Origin of the sequence: Murinocardiopsis flavida, assembly GCF_003014485.1 — a bacterium.
GTDB lineage: Bacteria > Actinomycetota > Actinomycetes > Streptosporangiales > Streptosporangiaceae > Murinocardiopsis > Murinocardiopsis flavida.
The window spans coordinates 321,803-340,526 of sequence record NZ_PYGA01000001.1 but is presented as its reverse complement, the minus strand read 5'-3'; the positions used below and the strand labels follow the sequence as shown (position 1 = coordinate 340,526).

Genomic DNA, 18,724 nt, shown 5'->3' with positions numbered 1-18,724 from the left:
GTGGGGAACAGCGGCACCAAAGGCGGCGAGGGGCCGCGGACAGGGCGGCGTGGTAGAGGACCAGGGCGGCGCCGTGGAAAAGGCGTCGACACTGCTGACCGGCCATGGCAGGATGCGGCGCGTCAGGAGACCGCCGACCACGGAGACCTTAATGCGGCACAGCCTCGGATACGCCATGCGACCCAGCCACACGCGTGCAACCGAGGAAGTCCGCACCCATGCCCACCCTGAACATCGGGATTCTCGCCCACGTCGACGCCGGTAAGACCAGCCTCACCGAGCGCATTCTCTATGACGCCGGTGCCATCGAGCGGCTCGGCAGCGTCGACGCCGGGACCACCCGGACCGACACCGGAGCGATCGAACGGGAGCGCGGCATCACCGTCCGCTCCGCCGTCGCCTCCTTCACGGTCGGCGGCCTGCGCGTCAACCTGGTCGACACCCCCGGACACTCCGACTTCATCGCCGAGGTCGAGCGGGCCCTCGGCGTCCTCGACGGCGCCGTCCTGGTCCTGTCGGCGGTCGAGGGCGTCCAGCCGCAGACCCGCGTGCTCATGCGCACACTGCGCGCCATGCGGCTGCCGACCGTGCTGTTCGCGAACAAGATCGACCGGGCGGGGGCCCGCGACACCGCCCTGCTCGCCGAGATCCGTCGCCGGCTCACCGCGCACATCGTGCCCGTGAACCGGCCGACGGACGCGGGGACCGCCGGCGCGCGCGTCGCCGCCGATCCCGGGTTCCCCGGCACAGCGGCCGACGTCCTGGCCGACAACGACGACGCGCTCCTCGAAGCCCTCGTCTCCGGGCCGGCGCCCACCGGGGCGGAGATCGAGGAGCGGCTGGCGGCGCAGACCGCGGCCGGGACGGTCCACCCGCTGTTCTTCGGCTCCGCCCTGAGCGGGACGGGGGTCGCCGCCCTTGTCGAGGGCGTGGCCCGGCTGCTGCCCACTGCGGCGGCCGACACCGACGGTGCGGCGCGCGGCACCGTCTTCGCGGTTGAGCGCGGCCGCGCGGGCGAGGCAACCGGCTACCTGCGGCTCGACGCGGGGCGGCTGCGCGTGCGCCAGCGCGTCGCCGTCCACCGGAGCGGGCCCGACGGCGCGGCGGAGACCGTCAGCGCGCGGATCACCGGGCTCCAGGTCATCGGCGCCCCGGCCGACGCGCGCGAACCGCTGACGGCGGGCAACCTCGCCAAGGTCCGCGGCCTGCCCGGCGTCCGGGTCGGCGACCGGATCGGCGCGGCCGAGGCGCCCGCCGAGCAGCAGCGGTTCACCCGCCCCAGCCTGGAGACCCTGGTCCGGCCGCGCCGGAGCGGGGACGCGGCGCGCCTGCACGCCGCCCTCGTCGCGCTCGCCGACCAGGACCCGTGGATCAGCACGCGGAGCGCGCCGGGCGAGGGGACATCGGTGCTGCTCTACGGCGAGGTCCAGAAGGAGATCATCGCGGCGACGCTGGCGGCCGAGTTCGATGTCGAGGCGGTGTTCGCGCCCAGCCGGGTCGTCTACTCGGAGCGGCCGACGGGAACCGGCGAGGCGTTCGAGGCGTACGACCGGCAGCCGCGGCCCCGCTTCTACGCGACGATCGGGCTGCGGGTGGCGCCCGCCCCAGCGGGGGACACCGGAAACGCCTACGGGGTGGCGGTCGAGGACGGTTCGCTGCCGCGCGCCTTCCACCGGGCGATCGAGGAGGCCGTCGTCCGCACGCTCGGCCAGGGCCTGCACGGGTGGCCGGTCACCGGGTGCTCGGTGACGCTGACCCGGTCGGGCTATGCGAGCCCGGTCAGCACCGCCGCCGACTTCCGCGAACTCGCGCCGCTGGTGCTGATGCGCGCCCTCGCAGAGGCGGGGACCCGGGTGTACGAGCCGTACCACGAGTACGAGGCCGAGGTCCCGGCCGGCGCACTGAGCGCGGTCGCCGCGCAGTTCGGCGCGCTGGGGGTCGGCATCGGCGAGTCGGCGGGCGACGCGGAGACCGCCGTGCTCCGCGGCGCGATCCCGGCCCGCCTGGTCGCCGAGGTCGAACGGCGCCTGCCCGGCCTTTCGCACGGAGAGGGGGTCTGGTGGTCCCGCGCGTCGGCCGATCGGGCCGTCGCGGGGCGGGCGCCGGAGCGGCCGCGCACCGACGGGAACCCGCTCGACAGGGAGGAGTACCTGCGGCACCTGTCGCAGCGCCGCTCCGCCGTCGGCACCTGAGCCGCCCTTTTGCGGTGGCGGGCCCCGCGCCGGGGCCCGCCACCGCCGCTACCGGAACCGCTGCCACCGGACCGGAACCGCGGCTACCGGAACCGCCGCTACAGCCACCGCCGCTACCGGAACCGCTCCAGGTAGGACCGCTCGGAGTCGTCGAGCCGACGGATCTCCTGGGTGTCGATGTCGAAGCCCACGAGGACCGACATCGCCCGCGCGTAGACCCGGTCGTCGTCGCGGATCTCGTAGCGCAGTGTGAAGCTCGCGTTCTTCAACTCCGTCACCCACGTCTCGACCCGGACAGGGGTGCGCCGCAGTTGCAGCGGGGCGACGTAGTCGACCTCGTGCCGGGCGACCACCAGCCCGTTGAACCGCAGCGAACCGTCGCCGCGCCCGTCCCAGCGCAGCAGCGCGATGCGGGCGTCCTCCAGGTAGGTGAGCATCCGCACGTTGTTGACGTGGTTCAGCGGGTCGAGGTCGGCGAAGCGGATCTGGACGTGGTGCACGTGCCGGGTCGGCTGCTCGGGCGGCGCCTCGGGGACGGCGAGCCCGGTGTAGCGGGCCAGGAACGCCAACTGGTCGGCGCCCAGCCGCACGCTGCGGCTGACCGATCGGGTGCTGTGGCCCACCTCGGCCTCGCGTCGCAGCAGGATGGGGCGCTGCGCGGGGTCGGCCGACGTCGCGTGCTGCAACGCGGCGCACATCTTGCGCGCGTGGAGCGGATCGACCCGGGTGTCGTTGTCGAAGACGGTGAACAGTGTGGCGGGGTAGCGGGTGCCCTCGGCCACGTTGTGGTACGGGGAGTAGGCGAGCAGCCAGTCGAGCGCCTCCGGGTCGGCGGCGCTGCCGAACTCGACGTTCCACAGTTGGCCCAGGCCGAAGTGCTCGTAGCGCACCATGTCGAGCAGCGGGGCGGAGCAGACGGCCGCGGCGTACAGGTCCGGCCGCTGCGTGATGGCGGCGCCCACCAGCAGCCCGCCGTTGCTGCCGCCCATGACGGCGAGCCGGTCGGCGCTGCTGAGCCCGCTGGAGATCAGGTGCTCGGCCGCCGCGGCGCAGTCGTCGAAGACGTTCTGCTTGCGCCCGAGCATCCCCGCCCGGTGCCACTCCTCGCCCTCTTCGAGTCCGCCGCGCAGGTTCGCGACCGCGTAGCGCCCCCCGGCCTTCACCCAGGCGAGGATGGACGCGGAGTAGCTGGGGCTGAGCGAGATCGAGAACCCGCCGTAGCCGTACAGGATGGTGGGCAGGGGGCCGTCGGCCCCGCGGGGGGACACCACGACCATCCGCACCGGTGTGCCGTCGTGGGAGGTGTAGGTGACCTGCTCGGTGTGCACGTCGGGGGTCTCGGGCGTGCCGGGCGCCGTGGCCCAGGTGGTGAGCTCACCGGTGCGGGCGTCGTAGTGGTACACGCAGGTGGGCGTCGTGTGGTCGGTGTAGCCGAACCACGCCTCGTGGCCGCCCTCGGGGCGTTCGATGAGCCCCCCGGCGGAGCCGACCCCGCCCAGGTCGATGCGGCCCGTCCGCTCGCCGGTGCCGAGGTCGTGCACTGTGAGCTCGCTGATGGCGTGCCTGCGCCACGAGGCCAGCAGGACGGGGGTGTCGAGTTCGGGGCCGTCGAGCACCGCGAAGTCGGCGAGCACCGCCTCGGGGTCCTCGGCGATCAGCACCCGCCAGTCGGCGGCGTCCGGCGCGGCGGGGTCGGCGACGCACAGCCTGCCGCGGGGCGCGTCGCGGTCGGTGAACAGGTACAGCCGCCCGTCGCGGCCGACGTGCGGGGAGACCTCGGCGTCGATGCCGACCTGGACGGGGGTGAACAGCGGCGCCTCGGGGGTGCTCGCGGCGCCGCCGCCGATGTCGGCGATCCACGCGTCGTTGCACGACGAGGTGCCCTTCGCGGCGGTGAGGGTCAGCCACCGGCCGTCGCGGCTGACGGCGATGCCGTGGTACTCGGTCTTGTCGCGGCCGGCGCCGAAGATCAGGACGTCGTCCTCTGTGGGCGTGCCGACCCGGTGCAGGTAGACGCGACGGTGGTACTGCTCCTCGCCGGGCGGCACCTCGTCGGCCGGGAGCCGACGCTCGTAGTAGAAGGCCGCGCCGCCGGGCAGCCACGCGATGGGGGAGTAGCGGCAGCGGTCGATGGGGCCGTCGACGAGCTCGCCGCTGTCGATGTCGATGATCCGCAGCAGGGACTCCTCGCTGCCCGACTCGGAGAGCTGGTAGGCGAGCCGCCGCCCCTCGAGGTCGGGGCGCCAGGAGTCGAGCGTGGTGAGCCCGCTCGGGTCGGCGGCACCGGGGTCGATGAGGACCCGTTCGGGCCCCGGGCCGGCGACGTACAGTACGCCGTGCTCCTGGCCGGCGGTGCGGCGCGTGGTGAAGTGCCGCTCTCCCCGCCATACCGGCGGGCTCACGAAACCAGCGCCGAGCAGCGCCTGGACCTGTTCGGCGAACCACGTGCGGCCGACGAAGTCGGCCGCTGACTCGGTGAAGAGCGCGTCCTCGGCGGCCGACCACTCCTTCACGGAGGCGGAATGGGCGTCCTCCAACCACCGGTAGGGGTCGGCGACCGTGCGGCCGTGCAGGACGTCGGTGCGATCGATGCGCTCGGCAATGGGATAACGGCGTTCTGGCATGTCATGCACTCTATCGACCTGATCGCCTGGGTTTTCTGGTGTTCGCGAGGGTGATGCGGCCGGGGTCGGGCCGCGGCCCGGAACTCCTCGTCACCCGCGCCGTTTTTTCTGGACACCACGGTGAAATGGGGTGGCGGTGACGCACTTGGAGCAAGCACACTGAACGTGGGACGTTACTTGGCACCCCACGGAGGTCCGTGTGGCAACGCGAAGACAGCCGGTCGTCTGGCCGGTGTACGAGGAGGTCTCCTGGCTGGCTTACCGCCTCGCCGGGATTGAGACACAGGCGGTCGGGACGCCGCCCTTGGAGGCGGCATGAGCGCGCGGCGCGGTACGGAGGGCGGACCGGTGATCAGCCGCCACGTACTGCTGCTCAACGCGAGTTACGAACCGCTGACGACCGTACCGCTGCGCCGAGCCGTGTTGCTGGTGTTGCGGGAAAAAGCCGATGTGGTGCACGGCGACACCGCCGGCGCCGTCCTGCACTCCGCGAGCGCGGCGCTGTCGGTCCCCTCGGTCATCCGGCTGCGGCGCTACATCCGGGTGCCCTACCGGCGCAGGGTCCCGCTCACGCGGGTGGCGCTCATGCGGCGCGACAGCTTCCACTGCGCGTACTGCGAGCGGCGCGCCGAGACCATCGACCACGTCATCCCGCGCAGCCGCGGCGGCGCGCACGTGTGGGAGAACGTCGTGGCCTCGTGCAAGACCTGCAACCACCGCAAGGCCGACCACCTGCTCGACGAGATCGGCTGGGAACTGAACGTCACCCCGACCGTTCCCAAGGGTCTGCACTGGCGGCTCATCAACGGCGAGAACCACGGCGACCCCCAGTGGGCGCAGTACATGCCCCGCGTCGCGGCGTGATCGCCTGACCGCCGTTTCCGCCCGGGACCGGAGTCCACGGTCCCGACCGTTCCCGGGCGGGCCTTCGCGGCGCGCCGGCCGGTCGCAACCTTGCCGCGCGCCGGTGCGCCCGCTTCCCTATGCTGGCCCCATGCCCCGATACGACTACCGCTGCCGGTCCTGCGGCGCGACCTTCGAAATCGCGCGCCCCATGGCCGAGTCGGCGGCCCCCGCCGCCTGCCCCAACGGGCACGACGACACCGTGAAGCTCCTGTCGGCCGCCGCCGTGGGCGGCACCGCGGCACCCCCGCAGAGCGGGGGGTGCTGCGGCGGCGGGTGCTGCGGCTGACCCGCGCGTGACGGCCCGCGTGGGACTGCCCGCGCGCCGCCGCGTTGCGCGGCGGCGCCGGGGTCCTCAGCCCTTCTCGACCTGGCCGACGTCGCGGGCCGCGCCGGTCGACGCCGAGGTCGCGAGCGCCGCGTAGGCGCGCAGGGCCGCCGAGACCGGGCGCACCCGGTCCTTGGGCCGGAAGCCGCCCAGTTCGCGCACCAGCGCCGCGCGGCGTTCGGCGAGTTCGTCGTCGCCGACCTCCAGGCGCAGCACACGCTCGGGGATGTCGATGGTGATGGTGTCGCCGTCGCGGACCAGGGCGATGTCGCCGCCCGAGGCGGCCTCGGGCGAGGCATGGCCGATGGACAGCCCCGATGTGCCGCCGGAGAACCGGCCGTCGGTGATGAGCGCGCACGCCTTGCCGAGCCCGCGGCCCTTGAGGAAGCTGGTCGGGTACAGCATCTCCTGCATGCCGGGCCCGCCCTTGGGCCCCTCGTAGCGGATGACCACGACGTCGCCGGGCTGCACCCGCTTGGCGAGGATGCCGTCGACCGCGTCCTCCTGGCTCTCGAAGACCCGCGCCGGGCCGCGGAACGTCCACAGCTCCTCTTCGACGCCCGCGGTCTTGACGATGGCGCCGTCGGGGGCGAGGTTGCCGGTGAGCACGGCCAGGCCGCCGTCGGCGGTGTAGGCGTGCCCGACGGAGCGGATGCACCCGTTCTCGCGGTCGAGGTCGAGCGTGTCCCACCGGACCGACTGCGAGTACGCCTTGGTGGTGCGCACGCCGCCCGGCGCGGCGTGGAACAGCTCCTCGGCCTCGGGCAGGACGTCGGGCGAGGTGATGTCCCACTCGGACAGGTACTCCGCGACGGTCTTGCCGTGCACGGTCGGCAGTGAGGTGTCGAGCAGCCCGCCGCGCGCCAGTTCGCCCAGGATCGCCGGGATGCCGCCGGCGCGGTGGACGTCCTCGACGTGGTACTTGTCGGTGTTCGGCGCGACCTTGCACAGGCAGGGCACCCGCCGCGACAGCTCGTCGATCTCGGGCAGCCCGAACTTGACGTCGGCCTCGGTGGCGGCGGCGAGCAGGTGCAGGATGGTGTTGGTGGAGCCGCCCATGGCGACGTCGAGCGCCATGGCGTTGGCGAACGCCGCCGGGGTCGCGATCGACAGCGGGAGCACCGACGGGTCGTCGTCGCGGTAGTAGCGCTGCGCGGCCTCGACCACCAGGCGGCCGGCGTCCTCGTACAGCTTCTTGCGCGCGGTGTGCGTGGCGAGGACGGTGCCGTTGCCGGGCAGGGCCAGCCCGATCGCCTCGGTCAGGCAGTTCATGGAGTTGGCCGTGAACATGCCCGAGCAGGAGCCGCAGGTGGGGCAGGCGTTCTCCTCCATCTCGTCGAGTTCGTCCTGGGAGACGCTCTCGTCGGCCGCGGCGATCATGGGGTTGATCAGGTCGAGCTTCTTGACCGTTGTGGCGGTGCCGTTGACGACGGTGACCTTGCCCGCCTCCATGGGGCCGCCCGAGACGAACACGGTCGGGATGTTCAGCCGCATTGCGGCGAGCAGCATGCCCGGGGTGATCTTGTCGCAGTTCGACACGCACACCAGCGCGTCGGCGCAGTGGGCGTTGACCATGTACTCGACGGCGTCGGCGATGTGCTCGCGGCTCGGCAGCGAGTACAGCATGCCGCTGTGGCCCATGGCGATGCCGTCGTCGACGGCGATGGTGTTGAACTCGCGGGGGATGGCACCCGCCTCGCGCACGGCGCCCGCGACGACGTCGGCGACCTCGCGGAGGTGGACGTGGCCGGGGACGAACTCCGTGAAGCTGTTCGCGATGGCGACGATGGGCTTGCCGAAGTCCGCACGTTCCACACCGGTGGCGCGCAGAAGTGCGCGCGCGCCGGCCATGTTCCTGCCATGAGTGACCGTACGAGAGCGGAGCGCGGGCATGGGGTGATCTCCCGGGATCGAGGTGAACGGCTGTTCTGCTCGATGGTAGCCCTGCCGCGGAGCCGCCGCGTCTCGGGTTGGAAGATCCGATTTCTCGCATTGTGAGACCGGACGGCGGATGCCGCCCGGTCGGGTCTGCTCGCGGTGCCGTGCGCGGCGCGCTCAGTGGCGCGGCGGAAGGGCCCGCTCGGCCGCCTGGTGGATCTCGTTGATCTCCTTGTCGGTGAGCCGGTCCTTGCCGGTGCGCAGCCACTTGCGGACCTTGGTGCCCGCGATGATGTCGACACGGCGCAGGTTGTGGTGGTCCCACGGCATGGTCGGGCCGTAGATGGCGAGTGCGGCGCGGACGCTGACGGACCGGCCGAGTTCCTCACTGACCAGCCGCTGGGCCTCGCGCGCCTCCTCCAGGGCCTCGTCGATGCGCTCGTTCTTGGAGAAGCGGCCGTGGTAGAGCTTCTCCAGCTTGTTGTGCAGGGGCAGCCGCTTGTCCCACGACTCGGAGTCGATGGCGAACGCGCCGCGGCGGCCGACGATGAAGTGGTCGATCTGGCCGTTGCCGCCGGGGATGCCCCTGGCGTGCAGCACCTGGTAGCCCAGGCGCTTCATGACCTTCAACTGGGCTTCGGTGCGGCGCTGTGCCGCCGACGGGCGGCGCCAGCGCGGGACTTCGGAGGTGCGGCGCGAGGTGTGCACCGCGAAGGCGATGGCGGCGGCGATGCCGATCGTCGCACCGATGCGCCAGTCGGCGGTGAGCACGCCGGCGGCGGCCCCTGCGGCGACGGCCGCAGCGGCGCGGAGCACGTTGCGGCGTAACGCACCGGATGCCAGCAGGTCACTGTAGGTCGTGCGGGCCGCGTCTTTGGAGCCCTGGGAATCACGGGAACTCTTGCCCTTGGCAGCGACGAAAGGTGACGTTGAACTGTCGGACGCGCGACGTCGGGCGTCGGACGCTTGGTCCGTGTTCTTTGTGCTGGTTGCTGATTCCACGGTTCCGAGGTTAGTTCGATACGTATGCGAGACCCAGTACATCTGGACTCACACTTGCCTTGCCTAGGGATTGCCCATGGAGTGAGGCTTTGTCACGTGTCCGGCGGTGATTCGCAGGGAATAATTGCTCTTCCCCATCTTCTCTAGAGAACCCTAACAGCAGCAGATCCCGTCCCCGCTGCCTCATGCGCCCCGGCGCCTACACTGGCGGACATGCCCCAGATCCACGACTTGACGGCCGTTGAGCAGGTCGACCAGATCCGCCGCCGGGAGCTTTCCCCCGTCGAGGTCACCGACCACTACCTCGCGCGAATCGAACGCCACGGCGAACGAATCGGCGCCTTTGTTTCGGTCGCTCAAGAAACGGCGCGTGAGCAAGCCCGCAATGCCGAGCGGCGGATCCGCGCCGACGCGGACGCCGGCGCGCCCTCCGCCACGCCGCCGCTGTCCGGCCTCTGCGTGCCCGTCAAGGACCTCGACATGGTCGCGGGCGAACGGTGGACCTGGGGCGCCGAGCCCTACCGCGACCAGGTCGCCCGGATCGACGAGGAGTACGTGGCGGAGCTGCGTGCCGCGGGGGCCGTCATCCCGGGCAAGACCAACACCCCGGAGTTCGGCCTCACCTGCTACACCGAGAACGCCGTCGCGCCGCCCGCCCGGACCCCGTGGGACCTCGCCCTGTCCGCCGGGGGCTCCAGCGGCGGGGCCGCCGCCGCGGTGGCGGCGGGGCTCGCGCCGGTCGCCCAGGGCAGCGACGGCGGCGGGTCCATCCGCATCCCCGCGAGCGTGTGCGGGCTGTACGGCATCAAGCCCACGCGCGGGCGGGTCACCGCCGCCCCCGTCCGCCCCGACCTCATCGGGCTCGCCGCCACCGGCCCGCTCGCCCGCACCGTCGCCGACGCGGCGATGCTGCTCGACGTGCTCGCCGTCAACCGGCCGGGCGACTACTACACCGCCCCGCCGCTCGACCCCGACAGCACCTTCCTCGAACACGCCACGCGCGACCCCGGGCGGCTGCGGATCGCCGCGTTCAGCGCCCCGCCCGTGCGCGGCGCCGAGGCGCACCCCGACGTCCTCGCCGCCTACCGGTCGACCCTTGCGCTGCTCGGCGACCTGGGCCACGAGGTCGAGGAGATCGAGGCGCCGTTCGACCCGGCGATGCTCGACCGGTTCGAACTGGTGTGGGCCGCCATGGCGACCCGGTACCCGGTGGCGCCGGCAGACGAGCCGCGGCTCCGCCCCATCACGCGCTGGCTGCGCGAACGGGCCGGGCGCCACTCCATCGCCGAGTACCTCGACGCCACCTCGGCCCTCCAGCAGGCGGTGCGCGCCGCGCTGGCGGCGTTGCAGCGCTTCGACGCCGTCCTCACCCCGACCGTCGCGCTCCCGCCGGTGCCCGTCGGCCACTTCGACGCCGACGGCGACCCCGAGGCGGAGTTCCGCCGCATGGCGGAGTTCACCCCCTACACGACGGTCTTCAACATCACCGGGCAGCCGGCGGTGAGCCTCCCCCTGCACGTCAACGAGGCGGGGCTGCCCATCGGCGTGCAACTCGCCGGGCGCATGGGCGGCGAGCCGACCCTGATCGCGCTGTCGGCGCAGCTGGAGGCGGCCCGGCCCTGGGCCGACCGCAAGCCGCCCATCTGGGACGAGTAGGAACGAGTAGGGCGGGGTCAGGCCGCGCGGTCGGGCTCGGGAGCGGCGGCGGCCCCGGCCGCACCGGGCGGGCCGGGCACCAGCAGGCTCAGCACCGCTGCCAGCGCCATGGCGACGGCCGCGGCACCGACCCCCGCGGCGACCCCGGCGACATCGAGGAGCCACCCGGCCACGGGTGCCGACCCGGCCAGGCCCGTGGCGACCGCGGTGTTCAGCCAGCCGAACGCCTCGGCCCGCCGCTCCTCCGGGGCGATCTCGCCGATCAGGGACGTGGCGGCGGCGAGCGTCGGCGCGATGGCGAGACCCGCGGCGAACAGCACCGGCGAGATGAGCCACGGCGACAGCGACGTGAACGGTGGCAGCAGCGGGACCAGCACCGCGACCCCCAGCGCCGCGGCAGCGGCGCGCCGCGCGAGCCGCGGCGGGCGGGTCAGCGCGCCCGCGACGAAGCCGCCCACGGCCGACCCCAGCGCCCAGATGGCGGCGAGCCCGCCCGTGACACCGGGTGACCCGAGCTCGCGGCCCCACGCGACGATGACCAGGTCGACCGCTCCCAGCCCCGCCACCAGCAGCAGCATGAGCGCGAAGAGCAGGATCAGCGAGCGGCTGCGCAGCAGCGACCGCCGCGGACCGGACTGGGGGCCGCCTTCCGGCACCACGGCCCCGGCGTGCCCGGTGCGGCGCAGGACGAGGGCGAAGGCGATGGAGCTGCTCAGGGACACCCCGGCGAGCACCAGCACCGCCACCCGGCCGCCCGAGACCGCCACCATGGCGGCCGCCAGCAGCGGGCCGACGACGAACAGCAGCTCCTGGACGGTGGACTCGGTCGCGTACATGGTCTGGCGGACGGACCCGGTGGTGAGCCGCGGCCACAGTGCGCGCGCCACCTGCCCGGCGGGCGGCTGGAACAGCCCGGTGGCGAGCGCCAGCGGCACGGACGCCCACCACAGTGCGGCGGGCAGCAGCGCGATGACGGTCAGCCCCGACGCGAACACAAGCCCGCACAGGACCATGATCCGGTCGGTCGCGCCGCGGTCGGCCATGCGGCCGCGCAGCGGCCCGGCGATCGCGTTGCCGAGGGTGAGCGCGCCCACCGCGATACCCGCCAGGCCGTAGGAGCCGGTCCAGTCGGCCACCAGGAACGTGAGGGCGATGGGCATGCCGGGCAGGTGCAGCCGCGCCAGCATCGACCAGATGAGGATGGGGAGAAGGTCGGGAACCTCGAAGATCCGACGATAGGACCGCAGCATGGCAAGGATTATCCCGCTGAGGCGGGACGGTCGCGCCACAGGGAACGCGCGGCGCGGCCCCGGCGGCCCCGGGTGCGGGCCCGGCTCCGCGCGGTCGCGGTCGCGGGCGGCACCGGGGCCGGACCGGATGTGCGTCGGAAAGGGCGGGCGGCGCCTCGTTAGGGCATCATCAGGTGCTGTGACTGATGCGGATCTCGCCCGGCTCGCCGAGGAACACGGCGTCGCGACCACCTACGTCGACTGGCGCGGCCGCCGCGGCGGCGTGTCCGTCGACACGCTGCGCCACGTGCTGACCGCTCTCGGCCTGGACGTCGCCGACCCCCGCGCCGCGCTGCGCGAACACTGGGCCCGCCAGGCGGCCCGGCTGCTGCCGCCGGCCGTGGTCGCCAGGGCCGGGCACGGCCTCCAGGTGCCGCTGCCGCCGGGCACCCGGGCCTGGGTCGAGCTCGACAGCGGCGGATGGGCCGATGCCGGGCCGGACCTGCCGCCCGGCGCGCACCTGCTGCACGTCGAGAACGGCGGCGTCCGCCAGCAAGCGCCGATGCTGGTGGTGCCCGACCGGCTGCCCCCGCCCGCGGCGCCCGGCGGGCCCGGCCGCCCATGGGGTCTGATGACCCAGCTGTACTCGCTGCGCTCCCGCTCCTCCTGGGGGCTCGGCGACCTTCGCGACCTCGCCGAGCTGGCCGACTGGGGCGCGCGCGACCTCGGGGCGTCCTTCGTGCTGATCAACCCGATCCACGCCACCGAGCCCCGCACCCCGCTCGAACCCTCCCCGTACCTGCCGGTGGGCCGGCGCTACGCGAGCCCGCTCTACATCCGCATCGAGGACGTCCCGGAGTACGCGCGCCTCGGGCCCGCCGGGCGCGAGCGCATCCAGCGCGCGGCCCGCCCGCTGCGCGAGCGCGACCGGACGGCCGACCTCCTCGACCGCGACGCCGTCTGGAACGCGAAGCGCGCGGCACTGGAGGTCCTCTTCGCCGCGCCCCGCTCCCCGGCCAGGGACTTCGCCTACCAGACCTACCTCGAACGCGAGGGCACGCCACTGGTGGAGTACGCCACCTGGTGCGCCATCGCCGAGGAGAACGGCACCGACTTCCGGTTGTGGCCGGCCGAGCTGCGCGACGTCGCCGACCGCACCGTGGGCGCCGAGGCGCTGCACCGCTGGCCCAACGTCGACTTCCACCGCTGGACGCAGTGGATCCTCGACGAGCAGCTCGCCGCCGCCCAGGCGAGCGCCTGCGCAGCGGGCATGCCGCTCGGCATCGTGCACGACCTCGCCGTCGGGGTCCAGGCCGGCGGCGCCGACGCGTGGATGTACCGCGGCGCGCTGGCCGACGGGGTGACCGTGGGCGCGCCGCCCGACGAGTTCAACCAGCAGGGCCAGGACTGGGCGCAGCCCCCATGGCACCCGGTCGGGCTCGCCGAGCAGGGCTACGACCCCCTGCTCCAGCAGCTCCGCCAGGCCATGCGCAACGCCGGCGGGATCCGGGTCGACCACATCATGGGCCTGTTCCGGCTGTGGTGGATCCCCGAAGGGGCACCGCCCGACCAGGGCACCTACGTCCGCTACGACCACGAGGGGATGGTGGGCGCGCTGGTGCTCGCCGCCCACGAGGCGGGAGCGGCCGTGGTCGGCGAGGACCTGGGCACGGTCGAGCCGTGGGTGCGCGATCACCTCGCCGACCGGGGCGTGCTCGGCACCTCGGTGCTGTGGTTCGAGCGCGACGGCAAGGGCCGGCCCAAGCCGCCCGAGGAGTGGCGCGGCGGCGCGCTGGCGACGGTCGCCACCCACGACCTCCCGCCGGTCGCCTCCTACCTCTCGGCGGAGCACGTGGACCTGCGCGACCGGCTCGGGCTGCTCACCCGCCCCGTCGAGGAGGAGAGGGCCGAGGCGCAGGGGCTGGTGGCGTCCTGGTGCGCGATGCTGGTCGAACTCGGCCTGCTCGCACCGGACGTCGATCCGCTGTCAGCCCCCGCGCCGGTCGTCGCCGCGCTGCACGGCTACCTCGCGCGCACCCCCGCGGAGCTGGTGGGCGTGTCGCTCGCCGACGCGGTCGGCGAGCGGCGCATGCAGAACCAGCCGGGCACCAGCACCGAGTACCCGAACTGGCGCATCCCGCTCACCGACGCCGAGGGCGGGCCGGTCCTGCTGGACGAGCTGGTGGCCGACCCCCGCCTCACCGAACGGGTCCGCCGCGCCCTGGGCCCCCTCGCCGCAGTCCCGAAGCAACCCCGCTGACCCGCGGTCAGCGGGGTGCCCGGCCGGTGTACCGCGGGAAACCGGCGGTGTCGACGTCGATCCCCGCGAGCGGACCGGGCAGCCGCACGGTCTCGCCGAAACGGGCCTAGTGAACGGTGCGGTACTTGCCATCAGAGGGCTCGGAGTAGACGACGGCGGTGCCGTCGCGGGGGTCGATGAACAGGTACACCGGGATATGCCAGGCGGCGTACTCCTCCAATTTGGCGAGGACGTCGCTGGGCGCATTGCCCGGGGAGAGCACCTCGACGGCGAGATCGACGGTGTCGGCGTCGAGCAGCCACCCGTCCTCGTCCTCGATCGCGGCGGGGACCACGACGAGGTCCGGTGTGCAGTAGTCGTCGGGATCGTGCGGAGAGGCGATCGAATGCCGCTGGAGAGCGCCGCGCCCCTGCTCCAGGCCGCCCCGGATCCGCCCCGCCACACGCTGGACGATTCCGCTGTGCTTGAACGACGGAGTCGGCGACAGCACGATGCGGCCCCTGATGATCTCGACCCGGAAACCCTTGGGATCGGGAGCCTGCCCGACCAGGCGGCGGAGCACACCGGGCCGGACAGGGCGGTCGGGAAAGCGGATCGCCACGGGCACTCCTTGGTTCGCCGTGTCGTCGCCGGTCTTCGGGGTGCCCGGCGGGCGCCCTACCGCATGGAGCGGGTGGCGGCCGCCGGGCGCGGTAGCTAGTCGGCCGCTTCGGCGTCCTTTGTGCGGGCCTTGAGGGCGCGCTCCACGCCGGCCCTGCCCTCGACGAGGAGGCGGCGCAGCGCCGGCGGCGGGTTCTCGGCCTCGATGTAGGCGTCGGTGCGCCGCAGCGTCTCCTCCTCGATGAGGGTCGACGGGTAGGCGACCTCGGCGAGGGTCTGCGCGAACTCCCCGGTCCAGTTCTGCCACGCCTCGCCCAGCAGGGCGAAGTACGGGTCGACATAGGGCCGCAGCAGCTCGCTGTGCGCCGGCTCGACGAAGCCGACGAGGGTGGCGCGGAACTCGGCGTTGGCCATCTCCTTCGCGGACTGGATGCGGTCCCAGGTCCACGCCTTGGCCTCGGCGGTGGGGACGGCGGCGCGGCAGCCCGCTGCCGCGCGCTCGCCGGTGGCGGTGGGGTCGGCCGCCAGCTCGGCGGTGATCTCCTTCTCGCCCGCCTGGCCCTGCGCCACGAGGCGGCGCAGCAGCGTCCAGCGGAGGTCGGTGTCGATCTCCAGGCCGTCGACGGTGAGCGCGCCGTCGAGCAGGCCCTGCACCAGCGACAGGTGCTCGCCGGACACCGCCGCGCCCGCGAACGCCTGTGCGTAGGCGAGTTGCAGGTCGCCGCCCGGCTCGGCGGCGGTGAGCAGGTCGCGCAGGCGGTCGGCGAGCAGCGCGAACCCGGTCGGGCGCCACTCGGGGTCGGCGTAGTTGTAGAGCGCGGACACCGCCTGGCGCAGCAGCGTCTGCGCCACCGAGACGTCGCTGACCCCGCCGATGCCGGAGGCGACCAGCCGGACGTAGTCGCGGGCCGTCATCTCGGCGTCGCGGGTCATGTCCCACGCGGCGGAGAAGCACAGCGCGCGCGGCAGCGACGCGGAGATCTCGCCGACGCCGTCGACGACGGTGCGCAGGCTGCGCTCGTCGAGCCGGATCTTGGTGAAGGTGAGGTCGTCGTCGTTGATGAGCACGAGGTCGGGCCGTGCCGTGCCGACGAGCTGCGGTACGTCGGTGGACTCGCCGGTGACGTCGAGCTCGACGCGCTCCCGCCGCTGGATGCCGCTGTCTGTGCGGTCGTACAGGCCGATGGCGAGCCGGTGCGAGCGCAGGGTGGGGTGGTCGGCCGCCGCCTCCTGCCGGATGCGGAACGAGGTGAAGGCGCCCTCGGCGTCGACCTCGAAGTCGGCCCGCATGGTGTTCATGCCGGCGGTCTCCAGCCACTCGCGCGACCAGGGCGCGAGGTCGCGGCCCGAGGCGGCCTCCAGCTCCACGAGCAGGTCGCGCAGCTCGGTGTTGCCGTAGGCGTGCTTCTTGAAGTACTCGCGGACCCCCGCGAAGAAGGCGTCGGTGCCGACGTAGGCGACGAGCTGCTTGAGGACCGAGGCGCCCTTGGCGTAGGTGATGCCGTCGAAGTTGACCTCGACCGCCTGCATGTCGGGGATGTCGGCGGCGATGGGGTGCGTGGACGGCAGCTGGTCCTGGCGCAGCGCCCACGCCTTCTCGACGTTGGCGAAGGTGGTCCAGGCGTCGGTCCACTTGGTGGCGTTGGCCTGGCAGTACACGCTGGCGTAGGTGGCGAACGACTCGTTCAGCCAGAGGTCGTCCCACCAGCGCATGGTGACGAGGTCGCCGAACCACATGTGCGCCATCTCGTGCAGGATGGTCTCGGCGCGGCGCTCGTAGTGCGCGTCGGTGACCCGCGAGCGGAAGACGTAGTCCTCCAGGAAGGTGACCGCTCCGGCGTTCTCCATGGCCCCGGCGTTGAACTCCGGCACGAAGAGCTGGTCGTACTTGCCGAACGGGTAATCCAGGTCGAACAGCCCGTGGTAGAAGTCGAAGCCCTGCTTGGTGAGCTCGAACAGGGCGTCGGCGTCGAGGTGCTCCGCGAGGGACGCCCGGCAGTACAGGCCGAGCGGGATGCCGTCGTGCTCGTCGCGCACCACGTGGTACGGGCCGGCGATGAGCGCCGTGATGTAGGTCGACAGCACCTTGGTCGGCGGGAAGTGCCAGCGGACCCCTTCGCCGTCGGTGGCGGCGCGTTCGACGTCGGGGGCGTTGTTCGACACCACCTCGTAGTCGGCGGGCGCGAGCACGGTCAGCTCGAACTCGGCCTTCAGGTCGGGCTGGTCGAAGCAGGTGTACATGCGGTGCGCGTCGGAGGTCTCGAACTGCGTGTACAGGTAGGTCTTGGCGTCGACCGGGTCGACGAAGCGGTGCAGGCCCTCGCCGGTGCGCATGTAGGCGGCGTCGGCGACCACCGTCAGCTCGTTCTGGGCCGCGAGGCCGGGCAGCGTGATGCGGCCGCCGTCGAACACCTCGGCGGGGTCGAGGTCGACGCCGTTCAGCGTGGCCCGGTGGACGGACGGCGCCACCAGGTCGATGAAGGTGGCGGCCCCGGGCTCGGCGCAGTCGAACCGGACCACCGTCGTGGAGGCGAAGGTCTGGTCGCCGGTGGTGAGGTCGAGCGTCACGTTGTAGGAGGCGACGTCCAGGATCCGCGCCCGTTCCCTTGCTTCGTCGCGCGTCAGGTTGCCCGCCACGTCCCGCTCCCTTCGCTGCCGCCGTCGTTGGCGGCGACCGGTTTCGGTTGGTCCCGGCCGCGCGGACCTGGGCGGCCTGCGGTGCTCCCGGGGATTTCCGGGTCCGATCCTGCCACGCATCGCCGCGGAATGCTGAACCGATTCCGCGGGTTGCCCTTGGCGGAGGCGCCCGCCGATCCGCGGCGGGCGCGCCATTGCGTGAACCGATGCCGATGAGGAGACGAACGTGAGCGTTCAGGCCACCGCAGTCGATCTGTGGTTCGACGCGAAATGCCCCTGGGCGTGGATGACGTCCCGCTGGCTCCTTGAGGTCGCCGAGGTGCGCGCGATCGAGCCGCGCTTCCACGTCATGAGCCTGGTCGTGCTCAACGAGGACAAGGACATCGACGCCGACTACCGCCGGGCTCTGGCCGGCGGGATGGGCCCGGTGCGCGTGTGCATCGCCGCCGAGCAGCGCTACGGCAACGACGTCCTCGGCCCGCTGTACACGGCGCTGGGGACCAGGATCCACAACCGCAAGGAGGCGGTCTCGCCGGAGCTGCTGCGCGCCGCTCTCGCCGACGCCGGCCTGCCGGCGGACCTCGCCGACGCCGCGGAGTCGACCGAATACGATGAGGCGGTGCGCGCCTCGCACGCGGACGGCATCGACCGGGTCGGCCAGGAGGTCGGCACCCCGGTCATCTCGGTCTCCGGGGTGTCCTTCTTCGGCCCCGTGGTCTCCCCGGCTCCCAAGGGCGAGGCGGCCGGCCGGCTGTGGGACGGCGTGCTGCTGGTCGCCGGCACCGACGGCTTCTTCGAGCTGAAGCGCAGCCGGACCCGCGCCCCGATCTTCGACTGATCCCGATACGCCGCGCGCCCGCCCCGACGGCGGGGGCGGGCGCGACCCGACTGGGGGACCCCGAGCGATGAGCGCACCTGACGATGAGCGTCCCGTCGGCATGTTCGACGACGACCTCGACATCCTGCCCGACACCACCGCCGATGAGCGCGACGGCGGCTGGGGCGACCGGGCGGCCGACACCGATTCCGACGACACCGCGCGGCTGCTGGCGGACCGCCCCCCGCACTGGGGGTGAGCCGTCCGGTGGGGGTGTCGCGGCAGGTCACCGAGTGCTGTGGGAAGATCCGGTGTGCGCGGGCGCGTCGTTCCGGATCCGGGGCCCCTCGCGTGGCGCGGCGGGGGCCGTCCCCGCGCGCTGTACCCCACGAATCCCCAGGCCGAGGTGGAAGTTGAGTAAGTCGGAGTCGAAGGCCAGCCCGATCGGCAAGGACCTCAAGATCATCGTGTTCTCGAACGTGGCCGCGATCGCCGCGATGGCCGTGTTCGCGGTGCTCGGCATGGCGGTCGCGCACGCCGCCACCGGCGCGTCGTTCATCTGAGCCGCATCCGGTCGGCCCGACACCGCTCCCGGCGT

General features: G+C 73.1%; 14 protein-coding genes and 1 pseudogene. 8 read left to right on the top strand and 7 right to left on the bottom strand.

The window, feature by feature from the left end; genetic code table 11:
- Window positions 1–218 precede the first annotated feature (218 nt).
- Complete coding sequence (locus CLV63_RS01520) at window positions 219–2,192, top strand: GTP-binding protein (protein WP_106581006.1); 1,974 nt, start codon at window positions 219–221, stop codon at window positions 2,190–2,192.
- Between the two features lie 113 nt (window positions 2,193–2,305).
- On the opposite strand, the gene CLV63_RS33405 is transcribed toward CLV63_RS01520, so the two are convergent.
- The gene (locus tag CLV63_RS33405; protein WP_394339733.1) at window positions 2,306–2,752 is read right to left on the bottom strand and encodes an acyl-CoA thioesterase; all 447 of its coding nucleotides are present in this window, start codon (window positions 2,750–2,752) and stop codon (window positions 2,306–2,308) included.
- Window positions 2,726–4,816, bottom strand: a pseudogene (locus CLV63_RS01515) (prolyl oligopeptidase family serine peptidase); the annotation flags it as partial. The gene CLV63_RS33405 and the pseudogene CLV63_RS01515, both read right to left, overlap by 27 nt.
- Before the next feature lie 315 nt (window positions 4,817–5,131).
- On the opposite strand from CLV63_RS01515, the gene CLV63_RS01510 reads away from it, so the two are divergent.
- Entirely contained in the window at window positions 5,132–5,680 is a 549-nt protein-coding gene (locus CLV63_RS01510; protein WP_106581004.1) for an HNH endonuclease, read from the top strand.
- A 130-nt stretch (window positions 5,681–5,810) separates the two neighbouring features.
- Entirely contained in the window at window positions 5,811–6,008 is a 198-nt protein-coding gene (locus CLV63_RS01505) for an FmdB family zinc ribbon protein (RefSeq protein ID WP_106581003.1), read from the top strand.
- A 66-nt stretch (window positions 6,009–6,074) separates the two neighbouring features.
- On the opposite strand, the gene ilvD is transcribed toward CLV63_RS01505, so the two are convergent.
- Both ilvD and CLV63_RS01495 read right to left on the bottom strand, forming a co-directional pair.
- Window positions 6,075–7,940 (bottom strand): dihydroxy-acid dehydratase, encoded by a 1,866-nt coding sequence (gene ilvD, locus CLV63_RS01500; protein WP_106581002.1) that lies wholly within the window; start codon window positions 7,938–7,940, stop codon window positions 6,075–6,077.
- A gap of 162 nt (window positions 7,941–8,102) precedes the next feature.
- Entirely contained in the window at window positions 8,103–8,927 is an 825-nt protein-coding gene (locus CLV63_RS01495) for an NERD domain-containing protein (RefSeq protein ID WP_245928515.1), read from the bottom strand.
- A gap of 213 nt (window positions 8,928–9,140) precedes the next feature.
- Between CLV63_RS01495 and CLV63_RS01490 the strand changes: the two genes are divergently transcribed.
- The gene (locus CLV63_RS01490; protein ID WP_106581000.1) at window positions 9,141–10,583 is read left to right on the top strand and encodes an amidase; all 1,443 of its coding nucleotides are present in this window, start codon (window positions 9,141–9,143) and stop codon (window positions 10,581–10,583) included.
- 17 nt (window positions 10,584–10,600) lie between these two features.
- Here the strand turns inward: CLV63_RS01490 and CLV63_RS01485 are convergent, their stop codons facing one another.
- Entirely contained in the window at window positions 10,601–11,833 is a 1,233-nt protein-coding gene (locus CLV63_RS01485; RefSeq protein WP_106580999.1) for an MFS transporter, read from the bottom strand.
- Between the two features lie 178 nt (window positions 11,834–12,011).
- On the opposite strand from CLV63_RS01485, the gene malQ reads away from it, so the two are divergent.
- Window positions 12,012–14,072 (top strand): 4-alpha-glucanotransferase, encoded by a 2,061-nt coding sequence (gene malQ / locus CLV63_RS01480; protein WP_106580998.1) that lies wholly within the window; start codon window positions 12,012–12,014, stop codon window positions 14,070–14,072.
- 106 nt (window positions 14,073–14,178) lie between these two features.
- Here malQ and CLV63_RS01475 read toward each other — a convergent pair whose 3' ends face one another.
- Window positions 14,179–14,673, bottom strand: a complete 495-nt coding sequence (locus CLV63_RS01475; protein ID WP_170134113.1) for a Uma2 family endonuclease — start codon at window positions 14,671–14,673, stop codon at window positions 14,179–14,181.
- Between the two features lie 95 nt (window positions 14,674–14,768).
- Window positions 14,769–17,309, bottom strand: coding sequence for an aminopeptidase N (gene pepN / locus CLV63_RS01470; protein WP_106580996.1), 2,541 nt, complete (start codon window positions 17,307–17,309; stop codon window positions 14,769–14,771).
- A 226-nt stretch (window positions 17,310–17,535) separates the two neighbouring features.
- Here pepN and CLV63_RS01465 point away from each other — a divergent pair, with 226 nt between their 5' ends.
- The 3 genes from CLV63_RS01465 to CLV63_RS33395 all read left to right on the top strand — a co-directional run bounded on the left by CLV63_RS01465 (window position 17,536) and on the right by CLV63_RS33395 (window position 18,689).
- Complete coding sequence (locus tag CLV63_RS01465) at window positions 17,536–18,147, top strand: mycothiol-dependent nitroreductase Rv2466c family protein (RefSeq protein WP_170134112.1); 612 nt, start codon at window positions 17,536–17,538, stop codon at window positions 18,145–18,147.
- Between the two features lie 67 nt (window positions 18,148–18,214).
- Window positions 18,215–18,385: a hypothetical protein gene (locus CLV63_RS33400; RefSeq protein ID WP_170134111.1), complete on the top strand. Its 171-nt coding sequence runs from the start codon at window positions 18,215–18,217 to the stop codon at window positions 18,383–18,385.
- 154 nt (window positions 18,386–18,539) lie between these two features.
- A complete protein-coding gene (locus CLV63_RS33395; protein WP_170134110.1) occupies window positions 18,540–18,689 on the top strand; it encodes a hypothetical protein in 150 nt (49 codons plus the stop codon).
- Window positions 18,690–18,724: the final 35 nt, after the last annotated feature.

Excerpts from the sequence above, each read along its gene's own strand:
- CLV63_RS01520 (WP_106581006.1), top strand. The coding sequence starts at position 219 with ATGCCCACCCTGAACATCGGGATTCTCGCCCACGTCGACGCCGGTAAG.
- CLV63_RS01485 (WP_106580999.1), bottom strand. The coding sequence starts at position 11,833 with ATGCTGCGGTCCTATCGTCGGATCTTCGAGGTTCCCGACCTTCTCCCC.
- CLV63_RS01505 (WP_106581003.1), top strand. The coding sequence starts at position 5,811 with ATGCCCCGATACGACTACCGCTGCCGGTCCTGCGGCGCGACCTTCGAA.
- CLV63_RS33400 (WP_170134111.1), top strand. The coding sequence starts at position 18,215 with ATGAGCGCACCTGACGATGAGCGTCCCGTCGGCATGTTCGACGACGAC.
- CLV63_RS01510 (WP_106581004.1), top strand. The coding sequence starts at position 5,132 with ATGAGCGCGCGGCGCGGTACGGAGGGCGGACCGGTGATCAGCCGCCAC.
- ilvD (WP_106581002.1), bottom strand. The coding sequence starts at position 7,940 with ATGCCCGCGCTCCGCTCTCGTACGGTCACTCATGGCAGGAACATGGCC.
- CLV63_RS01490 (WP_106581000.1), top strand. The coding sequence starts at position 9,141 with ATGCCCCAGATCCACGACTTGACGGCCGTTGAGCAGGTCGACCAGATC.